Origin of the sequence: Methylobacterium sp. CB376 (assembly GCF_029714205.1) — a bacterium.
GTDB lineage: Bacteria > Pseudomonadota > Alphaproteobacteria > Rhizobiales > Beijerinckiaceae > Methylobacterium.
The window spans coordinates 3,689,396-3,703,358 of the sequence record NZ_CP121648.1; the positions used below are offsets into that span (position 1 = coordinate 3,689,396).

Annotated in this window: 9 protein-coding genes; 3 read left to right on the top strand and 6 right to left on the bottom strand. The window is 65.5% G+C overall.

Going from position 1 to position 13,963, the window contains the following annotated elements; translation table 11 throughout:
• Window positions 1-197 precede the first annotated feature (197 nt).
• The 3 genes from QA634_RS16755 to QA634_RS16765 form a co-directional block, all read right to left on the bottom strand.
• Entirely contained in the window at window positions 198-1,226 is a 1,029-nt protein-coding gene (locus QA634_RS16755) for a glycosyltransferase family 2 protein (RefSeq protein WP_012333110.1), read from the bottom strand.
• Between the two features lie 236 nt (window positions 1,227-1,462).
• The gene (locus tag QA634_RS16760) at window positions 1,463-2,473 is read right to left on the bottom strand and encodes a polysaccharide deacetylase family protein (RefSeq protein WP_265576627.1); all 1,011 of its coding nucleotides are present in this window, start codon (window positions 2,471-2,473) and stop codon (window positions 1,463-1,465) included.
• A 1-nt stretch (window position 2,474) separates the two neighbouring features.
• Window positions 2,475-4,109 carry a glycosyltransferase gene (locus QA634_RS16765; protein ID WP_012333112.1) on the bottom strand — a complete coding sequence of 545 codons (1,635 nt, stop codon included), beginning with the start codon at window positions 4,107-4,109 and terminating at the stop codon, window positions 2,475-2,477.
• A gap of 484 nt (window positions 4,110-4,593) precedes the next feature.
• Here QA634_RS16765 and QA634_RS16770 point away from each other — a divergent pair, with 484 nt between their 5' ends.
• Both QA634_RS16770 and QA634_RS16775 read left to right on the top strand, forming a co-directional pair.
• On the top strand, window positions 4,594-6,195 hold the full coding sequence (locus tag QA634_RS16770; RefSeq protein ID WP_341850693.1) for an ABC transporter ATP-binding protein: 1,602 nt from the start codon (window positions 4,594-4,596) through the stop codon (window positions 6,193-6,195).
• Window positions 6,196-7,352: 1,157 nt separating this feature from the next.
• Complete coding sequence (locus tag QA634_RS16775) at window positions 7,353-7,733, top strand: hypothetical protein (RefSeq protein WP_150108671.1); 381 nt, start codon at window positions 7,353-7,355, stop codon at window positions 7,731-7,733.
• A gap of 489 nt (window positions 7,734-8,222) precedes the next feature.
• Here QA634_RS16775 and QA634_RS16780 read toward each other — a convergent pair whose 3' ends face one another.
• The 3 genes from QA634_RS16780 to QA634_RS16790 are packed head-to-tail and all read right to left on the bottom strand — an operon-like array spanning window position 8,223 to window position 11,802.
• Window positions 8,223-9,311: an HlyD family secretion protein gene (locus QA634_RS16780; protein ID WP_012333114.1), complete on the bottom strand. Its 1,089-nt coding sequence runs from the start codon at window positions 9,309-9,311 to the stop codon at window positions 8,223-8,225.
• 15 nt (window positions 9,312-9,326) lie between these two features.
• The gene (wecB, locus tag QA634_RS16785; RefSeq protein ID WP_012333115.1) at window positions 9,327-10,451 is read right to left on the bottom strand and encodes a non-hydrolyzing UDP-N-acetylglucosamine 2-epimerase; all 1,125 of its coding nucleotides are present in this window, start codon (window positions 10,449-10,451) and stop codon (window positions 9,327-9,329) included.
• A 22-nt stretch (window positions 10,452-10,473) separates the two neighbouring features.
• Entirely contained in the window at window positions 10,474-11,802 is a 1,329-nt protein-coding gene (locus QA634_RS16790) for a glycosyl transferase family protein (protein WP_012333116.1), read from the bottom strand.
• 875 nt (window positions 11,803-12,677) lie between these two features.
• Here QA634_RS16790 and QA634_RS16795 point away from each other — a divergent pair.
• A complete protein-coding gene (locus QA634_RS16795; protein ID WP_012333117.1) occupies window positions 12,678-13,763 on the top strand; it encodes a methyl-accepting chemotaxis protein in 1,086 nt (361 codons plus the stop codon).
• Window positions 13,764-13,963: the final 200 nt, after the last annotated feature.

Consider the following 13,963-nt stretch of genomic DNA (forward strand, 5'->3'; position numbering starts at 1 on the left):
CACGGAAGCGAAGCAAGCGCGAATGTGGTGTCATACCAAATCCGCTTGATCTCTTCGGGATGGCGGATTTGGGCTTCGCTCAGGCGCCGCGCGGGCTGGTGATCCGCTTGATCCCTTCGGGATGGCGGATTCGGGCTTCGCTCAGGCGCCGCGCGGGCTCGTGATACGGGACCCGCCTTGATGAAGCGGATCCCGGATCAGCTGCCCGGCTCGATCGAGCAGGTATCCGCTGCGCCCACCTTGAAGAATTGACCGATGAGAGGGCTCGTGGGGAGTTTTCGATCTTTGTTTCGACCGTGACCCTTAAATCCTCCGTAAACCACCCTATAATGTCTGAAAGATCGCACAACCGCGATCGGGGATCTCATCAGGAGAGAAAAAGCAAACTCCGCGGCCGTCAAGAACTTTCTGTCTCGTAGGGCAAGAGATAGCAGCCAGGAAAGAACATTAACGTTTGCTTCCCTCAGGAGCGCCGCGGAACCAGCATCACGTCTGAGGTGGTCCCGGGCGACAAGGAGGAACGATTTGTACATCCTCCTGTGATTGCTTGACATGTTGTCGGAGGCTTGCCTGTATCCGGTCAGAAACTCGGGAACCAGCGCGAAGTTGTACTTTCTGGAGATTGCCAGGTAGAGGGCCCAATCCTCGCATCCTTGGGCACCTCGGTCTCGCAAGCTCGCGTCGTAGCCCCCCACCTCACGAACGGCGGCGGTCCGCATCAGGGTGGCGCTTCCGTTGCCGATGAAATTCATCGTGCACAGCGCCTCGTAGACCCTTCCCTCGTGAGCTGGTTTCCAGTCGGCGACGATGATGATGCCCCGCTCGTCGATCTGGGCCGACCACGTATAGGCGAGCGCCGCATCGGCGCCGGCCGCCTCGATCGCGACCAGCTGCTTCGCGATGCGGTCCGGCGAACAGAGATCGTCCGCGTCGACGGGAGCGACGAAGGCGCCCCGGGCCTGCGCGATCCCCTCGTTCCGCGCCCGCGCAACCCCTCCGTTCGCCTGCCTGATCAACCGTATCCGTGCGTCGAGCGCCGCGTGACGCGCCACGATCGCGGTCGTGCGATCCGTCGAGCCGTCATCAACGACCAGGATCTCCAAATCACGATGGCTCTGTGACCTGACACTCACCAATGTAGCGTCGATCGTCTTCTCGGCGTTGTACGCTGGAATAACCACGGTGACCAAAGTGTGGCAGTTACACGAACTTGAATTCACGCTCATGCCACATCCATACAGCACGGAATCGCCTTATAGTGCACGATCTATGCGATATACCGGCAATCCGAACGGGCGCACTCGCCCCCGAGACGATACATTCACGTCTCGTATACATTGCGTGGTCGGATGAAGCAAATCGGCCGGCAATTCCGAGGTTGAAGCCTCGCCCGAACGGGCCGCGCTCGGTGTCGGCGGCGCCGAGAGCTGACCATGTGTCGGCCTGGACTGGGCGAGGCCTGTCATCCATCTCCGAGCGCCCGCGCGAGCACTGCCTTGCCGGCATTCGGTGCGGCGATCCTGGGCAGGGCGTAGCGCTGAAAGTCTGCGGGCTCCACCGCCGTCGCGACGGTCGAGCATGCCCACGCGAAGCCGCACGCGGCCACGGCGGCCTGAGCGGAGGCGTCCATCGCGCCGTACGGGTAGGCGAAGCCGTCGACGCGCTGCCCGCTCATCTCCTCCGCGGCGCGCTTGCCCTCCGCGATTTCCCATCGCTGCTCGGCGGGCGTGAGCGTCGGCAGCGCCGGGTGACTGAGCGTGTGGCCTCCGATGGTGAGGACGCCGCGCCGCGCCATCCCGCGGACCTCGTCCGGCGTCATCGCCCTCTCCTCCTCGCAGGCCGCCCCCGCTCCCCCCAGAGCCCGTCGCAGCGTCGCCATCGCGCCCTCGCGCTCGGGACGCGAGGCGTCGCGGATCACGCGCCAGAGGGCCTGGTAGGCCGCCTCCCGCGCCGTCCGGGGACTCTCCCACGCGCGCCACCTCCGCCGGTCGCGGTCGAGCCGGTCGGGTTCGCCGAATTGCAGGCGGTATCGCCCGTCCGCGATCCCGACCGAGAGGTCGGCCGGGGCGGAGCGGTCGAGGATCAGGTGGGCGAGCTCGTCCCACCAGAACGGCTCGGGACGCCCGATCGCGGCGGTCGTCAGGAAGAGGGTCGCCGGGATCCCGGCCGCCGCGAGCCTGGGCTCGGCCTGGCGCAGGTTGTCGACGTAGCCGTCGTCGAAGGTGAGCGCCACCGCGTCGCGCGGGAGGGTGCCGGCGGTGAGCGCGGCGACGAAGGCGGCGAGGTCCATGGGGGTCCGGGAGCGCCGGAGATGCTCCAGATGCGCCTCGAAATGGCGCGGGGAGACCGCGAGTTGCCAGGGATCGGAGTCGAGCTCGGCGACCCGGTGATACATGAGGATCACCGGACGCGGTCCCGAGCCGAACGGCCAGGCCCTGCGCAGCTGGCGCTTGAGGAAGCCCACGCCCCTCACCTCACGGCCTCCGCGCCGCCCGGGCGGCCACGATCACCGGGTAGGATGCGTCCGCGACGTCGAGCTTCGTCGGATCCACCTCCGAGAGGGCGAGCCCCTGGAGGAAGGCCGTCGCGGCGTAGACGTTGCCGTGGCTCCGGACCGTCGCCGCGCCGGCGCCGAACACCTCGTCGAGGAGGCGCGTCAGCGCGGCGGGGGTCAGGGACCAGAACCAGGTCCCGGACCACTCGCCGCGGTCGATCGGGCTGATGCCGGGCACGGTCAGCAGGAGCACGCCGCCGGGCCTGAGGGCGCCGTGCAGCTGGCGCAGGGCGCTCGCCATGTCGAAGATGAGGTGCAGCGTCTGGGTGAGGACGATGCAATCGAAGGCGGCCTGCGGCAGCGTGCCCGCCCGGCTGATGTCGCCGATGAGCGTCGCCCTGGGATTGCCGGCCTCGACGTGGAGGATGTCCTGCCGCTCGACCCGCGCGCCGCCGAAGCGCCGTGAGTAGGCGTCGTCGCCGATCTCGAGCACGCGGCCGCGGATGTCGGCGGCCGCCCCCTCCAGAAATCGCTCGATGTAGAACCTGTCCACCGGGAGCCCGCGATCCCAGCCGAAATCCTCGCTCACCGGCCAGGGCGTTCCGAAATCACCCCAATCAACCCGGCCGACCGGGGGCGAGGCGCGACCGACGAGGCGGCGGCGCAGCCGATAGCCCGCGCGGCGGGAGACGGCACCGCCGAGCCGGATCGCCGCCCGGCGCGCCAGCTCGCCCGCGGTCCACAGCGGGTCGAGACGCGCGGCGGCCGCCACGCCGCGCGGCGAGATGCGTCCGCCGGCCCGCAGCGCCTCGCCCGCGTAGTACCGGCGCCAGAAGCGGCGCCCCTCGGACCAGGTCTCCCTGCGCAGCGAGTCGGCCTCCGCCGCGGGCCGGTACCGCGCGTGGACGGCGAGGGCCGCGTCCCGCATCGCGCGGAAGTCGTAGGACATGTTGCTGTCGTGCCACCGATAGCGGGCGACGACCGTCGGGTGCGACGCGATCGCGTGGGCCTGCGCGAGGCGCAGGTAGACGTCGTAATCCTCGCATCGCCTCAGCCGGGTGTCGAAACCGCCCGCGGCCGAGAGGATGTCGCGGCGGTACAGGACCGTCGCGTGCATGCCGACGATGTTGTGGTGCAGCAGCGCGGCGACGGGATCACCGGCCATCGCGTGGTAGACGGCTCCTCCGAGGGGATTCCCATCGCGGTCCACCCTCTCGTGGGCACCGTACACGAAGGCGACGCCCGGCGAGCGGGCGAACGCGGCGAGGCCCTGCGCGATCGCGGCGGGGCGCAGCATGTCGTCGGCGTCCAGGAACAGGATGTAGGTCGTGCGGGCCTGCGCGAGCCCGGTGTTGCGGGCGGAGGAGAGGCCCTGATTGGGCTGACGGATGAGCCGCACCCCCGGCCACCGGGCCACGATCGCGGCCGGATCGTCGCTCGACCCGTCGTCGACGACGATCACCTCCTCCGGCACCCTGGTCTGCGCGGCGACGCTCGCCAGTGCCTCGCCCAAGAAGTGGGCGTGGTTGTAGGTGGTGATGACGACCGTGACGTCGCTCCCGGCGATGAGCTGGATCGACTTCTCATTCGACGGGGTGGTAATCGGCGCCTCCATGAGATCCTTGCTTCCCTTCATCCTGAGAGGCCCGCTCTGCATCGGCGCGCGTCGCGACGCGCGGACGGCGCCGGTCGTCGCCGGCCCGGGCACCCCGCGGCTGATCGTGGAACGGCGGCCCGCCCTCATCGCTGTTGCGCCGCCGGTCCGCGCGTTCGCGACGCCCCGCGCCGCGCCCGCCGCGCGAGGCGTCTTGGAGCGTCACTTCGGAAGCCCGCGTGATCGGGTACCGGCATGATGAGGGGAACGACCCGAGCCGCGGCGTCGGATCCGCCCATGCCTCCGTTCAAGATCCATTCGTCGCGACCGATCGAAGATTTGCATGTTTTTATTCGATAAGCATCGCCCGCTCGTCAACATCGCGCGCCGCTATCTGTGGTCGGTTCCAGCCGTCACGGTTCTCGGCCTCATCTCCACGGGACTCGAGGGCATCGGGGTCGGCCTGATCGCGCCCCTGGTCGTGAGCTTGACGTCGAGCGAGTCGGTGGCCTCGTCCGGCCCGTTCCGCGTGCTGATGCAGTTCGGGGCGGATTTGCCGGCGAATACACGCCTCGTTTACATCTGCGCAGGGATCGCGGGTCTCGTCATCCTGAAGAACGCGGTCGCGTTCCTCAACACGCTCCTGATCTCGTTCGTGGATGGTCGGGCCAGCCACGACGTGCGCGTCGCTCTCGCGCACCAGCTTCTCACGGTGGAGTACGGCTTCTTCCTGGTCGAGCCGCCGGGCCGGATCATCAACATCCTGGCCAATGAATCGTGGCGGGCGTCGGAGGCCATACGGGCCTTCTTCCAGGCCCTGTCCAGCGCCGCGTCCCTCATCCTGTTCGGGATCTTCCTGCTCTGGAGCGAGTGGCGGCTGGGATTGGCGGTCGGACTGGGCGTCCTGGCCATCCGGCACGCGATCGCCCGGATCACCCGTCGGGTGAACGACCTCAGCAGCCAGATGTCGGCGGAGAACGAGTCGCTGGCGAGCGCGATGATGATCAGCGTCCTGGCCATGCGCCCGATCCGCATCTTCGGGCAGGAGGCGCGGGAGGAGGCCCGCTTCCGCGACGCGTCCGAGAAGGTTCGGGCGCTCATCTTCGCGATGGAGCGGAAATCGGCGCTGATCCAACCCCTGAGCGAGAGCCTGCGGACCTGCGTGCTGGTCCTCCTGCTGGCCGGCACCGTCCGGGTCGCGGCCGACGTTCCCCTGCCGGTCCTCGCGACGTTTCTGGTCCTGCTCCAACGCACGCAGCCGCACCTCGCCACGTTCGAGGCCGCCCGCGCCAAGATCTCACAGACCTCCGGCGCCGTGCAGGAGGTGGAGTGGCTCCTGGCGGTGACGCGCAAGGCTGCGCCGCGATCGCTGGGCCAGGTCAAGCCCAGCTTCGACAGGGATATCCGTTTCGCCGACGTGAGCTTCCGGTATCACAGTTCCTCCGAGATCCGAACGATCGACAGTGCCTCTTTCGTCATCCGCGCCGGCTCATCGACGGCGCTGATCGGACCGTCCGGCTCAGGGAAGTCAACGATCATCAATCTCCTGTGCGGCCTGCTCGAGCCCACATCGGGTGAGATTCTGGTGGACGGGACCTCATTGGACCGGCTCGATCGTTCGGAATGGCTGAATCTGATCGGCATCGCCGGACAGGACACCGAGATCATCGAGGGGACGATCGCCGAGAACATCGCCTACGGCGCCCCGCATGTCGGCCAGGCCGAGATCGAGGAGGCCGCGCGAGTGGCGGACGCCGACGCCTTCGTCCGGTCCCTGCCGCTGGGCTACGCGACGAATGTCGGCAGCAGGGGACTCAACCTGTCGGGAGGCCAGCGGCAGAGGATCGGCCTCGCACGCGCCATCGTCCGCAAGCCCAGATTGCTGATCCTGGATGAGGCGACGAGCGCGGTCGACGGCCTGTCGGAGAGGACGATCATGGATCTCCTCGCGTCGTCGCGCCGGTCCTGCACGATGCTCGTCGTGAGCCACCGCATGAGCACGCTCTCGCGATGCGACAGCGCGATCGTGCTGGAGGGGGGCCGGGTGGTCCGGGCGTCACCGATGACCGACGTCATGCGCGACCGCGAGGCGATCCCGATCCCGTAGCGCGGCGGCGCGTCACCTCGCGTCCGGCCCATCCGGGCGGAGGGGTGCTCCGAAGGGCAGCTCCGCGGCGTGCCGGCGATCCACTCGACCGGGAGCCGCAGGCCCGGGCGATCGTCGCGGGCGGCGCGTCGCGCCCGGTGCCGGCCAGCAGTTCGGGGGCTCACGCTCCCTTCCGATCCCGCCCCCGCGCAGCGGTTGCTCGTTGAGACCAGCCCGATCGAGATCCTTGTCACGGCGCGAGCCGAGCGTCGAAGCGGGAGCCGCCAACGATCGGCCGGACCGACTCAGACCGAAGACATCGTTGCATCAGGGCTGCTACCAGCGGAACGGCGGCTCCGGTTTGTAGCAAACATACCCGTAGGGACCGTACCAGCGGCTTCCGACGGAGCAGGGTGGCAGCCCTCGCAGGCAGCGCCCCAAGCAGAACGGCGAAATGACGTCACCGTAAACCGGGCTCATGGAGGTGGCGCGGACGACGGCAACTCCTCGACCTCGAGCCGAGGCCGGCATGGCCGAAGAACTCATGGCAATCGCGATCAACAACGCAGCTGATCCTGTAGCCTTGCAGACTTTCATGGTCAGACCTTCCGTCGCAGACGTGCTGGATCCGCCCGTGTCGATTCAGCACGCACGTTCTGAACGTCTCAGAAGCGCAACGGTTCTCATGTACTCCACGCGGAGTGGCGCTGCCTCCGTTCCTAGAGCAGCACCCGGTCACGTTGCAATCGGGTACTGCTCTAGGTCTTTGATCTTGCCGCATTTTCTGCGACGAACCGGCATCCACTTCGTCGGAAAATGCTCTAGGATAACGGCTGCCGGCCTCCCGGCACCGCGCGCGACGACGGTGCGGCCGGAGTCGGGCCGAAGCAAGTGCCCAAAGCTTCCTCTGAGGCTCCTTGAGGGCCTCAGCCGGACGCTGCCGATGGATTCCTGCGACATCACGCATTCCGCCTGGCCGGCGAAGCGGGGAGACGATGGTGAGGGACCGGCAACGGACTCGGCACGAGGCGCGTCTGCATGATGTCGTTGCGCGGGCGGAGATGGACGAGGCGTGAACCGTCGCGTTCGCGGCAGACGCCTTCGGGCTCCCTCCTCCGGCACGCCCTCATCGCGTGACCGGCCCTCCGCCGCATCGGTGCCGCCGGATCACAAGTCGCTTGCCGGTTGAGGCGCTCCCCTATCCAAACAACCAGCCGCGCTTGAGTCATAAAGATAAATCTTCTACCGTTGCCACCTGCGATCCGTTCAGAATAAAGGCTCAGCTTCGGAGGAGAGATTTGACCTATTATCTAACATCAGTGCAAATCGCAAACATTCAAAATCAGAACAAAGAAGCCCCTCGCCGGCGCGCTGAGGTAGTATTTACAGTCGAAAACGACGAAGGTCACCCAACAGTCGCGACGACCATGCTTGTTGATATATCTTACGAGGATGGGATTACATTTGGCGAACTGAAGGAGGAGGCAATTGCGCAAGCCACTAAGATAATTGAGGTTATTCATGGCAACTTGAGCGCGAAAAGCGCTTCGCCGGCCTGACAAGAAATGCGCATCGACATTCTTGCGCGCTGAAACCTGCGGCGGTTCACGAGGTCCTTGCGAAGCGGTGCGGTGGCCTCGGATTGCGCGCCGGCCATGTGAAGCGCGCCATCGAACCCCGGGATCAAGCGTCGAAAGGCCGTCGGCATCCGGCGCTCGATCGTGATGAGGGCGCGACAGCGCTCACACGGGAGTTCAACCGCCCTCACGGATCGCGGTCGACCTTTCCATCCAGCCCTCGAGGCGGCTGGCTCGGCCGCAAGCCTCATTCAACGATTTGCGGCCACTGCCCTTGCCGGACCTTGGGAGCACGCGGCGCAGCGTCCGATCCCGCGCCCCGCTCACAGATGCGGCTGGAATGCGCCGCACGATCCTGCCACCGACGCGCCGGCGTGAACCTATTCACAGTCTGATAGAGGCGCGGGCTTCGATTTTCATCAAATATATCTTTCAAAGGATCGTATATTTCGCCCAACATGTATTGTCCTTTCATGGCTTTACTGATGCTTCTCGCTTAATCCGCTCAGCGTGAGCTGGGCTGGACAGCAAATTTCCGAATGTCAGGATCACGCGAGCCTTGGCCTGCTCGACGTAGCTCTCTTTACATCCGGTCACGATGCAACTTGAGACGCGAATTTTCTGATCCACCGCGAAGCGGTCAGCATCGTTCAATGAGATTTTGACGACCTGCCCGCGATCGCGCGCCCTGTTCGGGGGCTGAAACTCGGGGGGCAGCGCGTCGGTGACCGGAAGGATGCGGGCGATCTGGCCCGACACACTCTGGCGATGGGCGGAGACCTGCACCGACTGGCCCTCGGCAGCTTCGAAGAGATAGCTTTCAGGCATGTAGGCGAGCACGAAACTCGTGCCGGTGTAGATCGAGGCCAGCCGATTCGAGCCTGGCGTGAGGACCTCGCCGGGGCTCGCGATCGCGCTTCCGACGACGCCGGAGACCGGCGCGGTGAGCACGCCGTCCGCGTAGACCCTGCGCAGGTTGTCGGAAGCACTGGTGATTTCGGCGAGCGCCGCCCGGTTCGACGCGAGTTCCGTATCGAGCGAGATCTTCTCGGAGATCATCGTGAGCAGGCGCTCGGTCGCGGTGAATGATGCGGCGGTGACCTCATGCAGCGAGCGGTTGAGGGCAAGACCCGAACTCTTAGCCTTGTTCAAGTCGGCCATGAACTCGTTGGCCTGCTTCGCGCCGGCACGGGCGACAGGGACCATCGCGGCCACGATCGTCGTGCGGGCCTCGAGTTGAGCGACGCGCGAGGAGATCTTCGCGCGCTCAATGGAGAATTCCGCGAGCGTCTTCGAGATCGAGGGAGAGTCGACCACAGCAATCTTCTGGCCGGCGACGACCGTGTCGCCCGGGCGCACGAAGACCTCACGGACGCGGGCATCATAGGGCGTCGCCACGTAGACTCGGTCGCGCGTGACCAAACCGTCCGCATTCAGAACCAGAACGCCACTTGAGTAATAATAGAAGCCTATCGCTCCGCTGCCGATCACCGCAGTACCGGTCACGAGAACTCGGAACAGCTTGCCCCAGCTCATCTGGCTCACCTTGAGTTCAGACATCTTGCTCTCCCAAGCTCAGGCGGCAGCCGACCGACGGAGCGTGCGCGCGATCAGCGCGTCAGCGATCCGGACCGATGCATGCCCGTCACCGAACGGGTTCGGCCCGCCCAGCCGGTGAGGCGTCCTTCCGCGCGTGCGTTCGCGGGCCATCGCCGTGATGACGTCGTGGTCGGACCCGACGAGGCTTCCGAAGCCGGCCGCCACCACTTCCGGACGCTCGGTCGTCGTCCGGGTAATGAGGATCGGCAGGCCGAAGGTCGGCGCCTCCTCTTGCACACCTCCCGAATCGCTGATCACCAGCCACGCGCGGCTGAGGAGATGGACGAAGTCGAGATACTGAAGCGGCGCGAGCAGACACACATTCTCGATTCCACCGAGAATTGCTAAAACCTCGCGACGCACTTCGGGGTTGAGGTGAACCGGCAGCGCGACGACCTTGTCGCCGTCCTCGGCCAGCGAGCGGAGCGCCCGAAGCACCTCGCGCATCGGGCTACCGATGTTCTCGCGGCGATGCATCGTCGCGAGAATCAGCTTCTTGTTGAGCGGAATGCCGGCAATGCCCGAATCGACCGGCGCGTAGTTCGGGGCGGTATTCTCGCGAGCGTAGAGAAGCGCGTCCACCACCGTGTTCCCGACCGTGATCACAGACTTCGGATCAACGCCTTCCCTGAGCAGATTCGCCGCACTCTCCGCGGTCGGCGAAAAATGCAGGCTGGAACTCACCGAGATGACACGTCGGTTGTACTCCTCGGGCCAGGGTGACGAGAGGTCACCGGTGCGCAAACCAGCCTCGACATGGGCGACGGGTACCCTGGACAAGAACCCAGCGCTCGCGGCGGCGGAAGCAGTGGCCGTGTCACCCTGGACCACGATCCAGTCGTAATGGGTCGCTCGAAGCGCCGCGGCGATCTGGTTCGTCATCAAGCCGAACTTCTCGGCCAGGCCGGGTTCGCTCATCACCGCTTCGCCATGGTACCTGACGGTGATGTTGAACAACTGCAACAGGCCGGCCGCCAGCTCAATGTGCTGGCCGGTCCAGTATGCGTCCACCTGAATGCCAGGCTGCGCCACAAGGGCCCGATACACCGGTCCAAGTTTGATGATCTCGGGACGCGTCCCAAAGGCGATCAGAATACGCATGTACTTCTTCCTTTAATTTTTTTTACCGAGTGGCTTTCCCGAAATCCTCAGGAAGATCGTGCGCCGTTTTCGACCAGCCGATCGGCTTGGTCGCGAATTCCGACTCACCGATGTAAGTCTTCCACGCGCGGAAGACGGCTGCCGCGTTGATATAGAGTCCAACCGGCCAACGATACGCGATGCCGAGCAGATCATACGTACCGTAAACTTCGCGGCAAGCTGCGACCCTGACCACATAACGGGTGAACAGCGCAACGAGGTTCACGGTGACAGACGCCGACAAAAACGGCTCCAAAGACTCAGGTACACCAGAAAGATCGATGATGCCGCCTGCGATCAGGAGTAAGATCATCAGCGAGACAGGTGGAAGCAAATTCGTGACAACGCCCTTCCTGTCACGCACAAAAAAGTACTTATCCCAAGCATCACCCTTCCAGCCCAGCTTGTGCGTGGCTTCGAAGTTTATGCCGTATACCCAGCGCGTCTTCTGCTTTATACTTGCCGACAAGCTTTTTGGGAAAAACTCCCGTGTTGCGACGTAGTTCAGACCGCGCTCATCGTCGGCAGAAACCGCCGCGAAAGCCGATCTGAAGCCTGCGCGCTTGGCTTCTACGCCGAGGATGTAGTCTTCCGTGACCGTCCCGGACATGAGGACCTGACCCCGCGTTGCTAGGAAGTGCTGCAGCAGCTTCCTGGTCATCGCGGTGCCCACCCCGGCCGACGGGATGGCCGCACCCACCGCGTTCCTCACGATCATCTCGCGAGTGTGCCTTTCAGCGAATTCGTCCATGTAGGTCGACGCGACGGGAAGCCCCTCGCCCCGATCGAGCGAGAACACGGGGACCTGAATAAAGTCGTGATCTTTGCTATATTCGGCATAGATAGAAAAGGTGCGCGGATCAATGACATCCTCGCTGTCATGCAGGACGGCGATGTCCGGGCAGTCCTCGCGCTCGAAGACCTGTCGGAACATTTCATTCAGCATCTGGCCCTTCGAGGTCGGACCGCTGAGCGTATTGACGATGACGGTGACGCGACTCGGGTATTTGCACTCGAGTTCCCTGGCGACGCGCAAAGTACCCGTGTCGTTCGGGTAAACGCCAAGGTACAAGCTCACGTCGGGGCAGGTAATCCGCGCGAGATTGCCTTCGACCATCCGCCCGAGGACGTCCTCCTCATGCCAGTTTGCAACAAACACGGCGATGCGGGGGATAGCGGACTTCCCGGACAGGCTCGGGAGACCCCTTCTCGAAATCCCGAATGCCATCAAATCGATGAACGCATCGTCGAGTGAGGAGATATTGATCAATGAACTAACGGCAAACATAGCTATTGGAATGACTTCACTCATAGCACCACACTCAATACGCTCACGATAAGCGCTGCGCTCCGCGCGTCGCTGATCGGTGAAAAATGTCTTAACTGGCGTGCTTTGTAAATTCGAAGGGTATCGGTATGAGTACGTACGTCGTCTGATTTATAGTGAATAAGAGCAGTTACTCGGATCCAAGGCCCCCGTTAACCATCTATATTCGAATTGATAATGAGAAAAAGTTTCTGTCTTCGCTCCTGACAAGCGATTTCATATCCGACCTTGAGCCGGTTTTATGGTTAAGTTCTAGTTCATTTCGTGCATGCCTTGCGACGCTTGGAACCTCGTGCCAGCCGGTTCGTCGGTCACGACTTAAATCCCTGGTGACGCCCTCGAGCGCATACGGACCGGCCGGCCGGATGGTTGCCGGCTCGGCTTGGGTTCACTTGATCGGGGTCAGCCTGCGTTGCGCGCGGTCCGCCCCGAGGACCGGCTCTCGAACCTGTTGACGGCCTGCGGGTCTCAGTCGGGCCCGAGGGCCCGAGAGCGGCGCGCGACGGCCCTTGTTCACGGGCCCGACGGCCCCCGACAACGCCGCCGGGGGAGACGGTCGCTCCTCGCACGCCGTCCTGCTGCATGCGCAGTCGCTCCCGACGCCGCGCGGTGCGATCCGATCCGCGCGGCCCAGCGACCATCCGCCCCGCGGCACGAAACTCGATCTGGCGCACTCAACTTCGACGCGCAAAATCCAGCAAGGTTTCCGTCGTACCGGCGAGAGCCAAGAGCCTCGCCCCAACTGTCTCAGCACAATATTTAGGCAGCATCTGTCCTTACGGCATCTTTGTAGGATTTAATGCTTTCGCAATCCGCCCCAATCATATTGCCCGACATGCGAGCAAGGGGCGCGCGGCGCGATGAAGGCCAGGACGACGGAAATCCGACCCGGCGAGTCCGCCCGGGTTAGCCTGACGCAGGTCGCGGGCGAGACGGAGTCCGTCCGCCAGATCGTGACCGACAAGACGCGCGCCATCCAGGCGGTCACCGCGCAGGTCAAGATCCTCGCCCTCAACGCGCTGATCGAGGCGGCCCGGGCCGGCGAGCAGGGGCGGGGCTTCTCGGTCGTCGCGCAGGAGGTGCGGGCGATCGGCGCGCAGATCGAGGCGATCGCCGGAGCGCTCGACGCGGAGCTCGCCGGACGCATCACCGGCCTGCAGGGCATGATGAAGGACCTCGCCGACGCGGCCCAGGGCGAGCGCCTGGTCGATCTGGCGCTGAACGCCATCGAGCTGATCGACCGCAACCTCTACGAGCGCACCTGCGACGTGCGCTGGTGGGCGACCGATCCGGCGATCGTGGCCTGCGCGGAGGAGCCGACGCCGGAGCGGGTCGCCTACGCGACGGAGCGGCTGGGCGTGATCCTCTCGGCCTACACGGTCTATCTCGACCTCTGGGTCTGCGACGCGGCCGGTCGGGTCGTGGCGAATGGCCGGCCCGACCGCTTTCCCGCGATTCGCGGCGCGAGCGTCGCCCACGAGGAGTGGTTCCGGCGCGCGGCGGCCCTGCCGAACGGCGACACCTACGTGGCGGCCGAGGTGGCGACGCGCCCGCTCCTCCAGGGCGCGCAGGCCGCGACCTACTGCGCCAGCATCCGGACGGACGGGCGCTCCGACGGGCGGCCGCGCGGCGTGCTGGCGATCCACTTCGACTGGGAGCCGCAGGCCCGGGCGATCGTCGCGGGCGTGCGCGTCGCGCCCGAGGACCGGGAGCGGACGCGCGTCCTGCTGGTCGATGCCGGCGGGCGGGTTCTGGCCGCCTCGGACGGGCGCGGCCTGCTGACGGAGACGCTCCGCCTCGACGCCCGCGAGCGCACGGGCGGTTTCGACCAGGATGCCGGGGGCGCGGTGACCGCCTTCCACCGCACGCCGGGCTACGAGACCTATGCGGGGCTCGGCTGGTACGGCGTGATCACGCAGCATCCGGCCCGGCGGGCGGCCCGCTGAGCCGGGCCCGGACCCGGACCGGGCGAGGCGGCCGGGCGACCTCGGCGAAGCGGCCGTTGAGGACGGAGATGAAGCGCTGAAACCTGTGCCGGGGCCGGCGCCAGAACCGGGGCGCCCGCACGCGAAGGTTGTCCTGGGGAGAGACCCGCCGGGCGCGCACTCCGATTGGGCGCCGAGGGGCCGAACACCCGACATGTCCA

Coding starts and splice junctions, on each gene's coding strand:
- QA634_RS16755 (WP_012333110.1), bottom strand. CDS start 1,226: ATGAGCGTGAATTCAAGTTCGTGTAACTGCCACACTTTGGTCACCGTG.
- QA634_RS16765 (WP_012333112.1), bottom strand. CDS start 4,109: ATGGAGGCGCCGATTACCACCCCGTCGAATGAGAAGTCGATCCAGCTC.
- QA634_RS16780 (WP_012333114.1), bottom strand. CDS start 9,311: ATGTCTGAACTCAAGGTGAGCCAGATGAGCTGGGGCAAGCTGTTCCGA.
- wecB (WP_012333115.1), bottom strand. CDS start 10,451: ATGCGTATTCTGATCGCCTTTGGGACGCGTCCCGAGATCATCAAACTT.
- QA634_RS16790 (WP_012333116.1), bottom strand. CDS start 11,802: ATGAGTGAAGTCATTCCAATAGCTATGTTTGCCGTTAGTTCATTGATC.
- QA634_RS16795 (WP_012333117.1), top strand. CDS start 12,678: ATGAAGGCCAGGACGACGGAAATCCGACCCGGCGAGTCCGCCCGGGTT.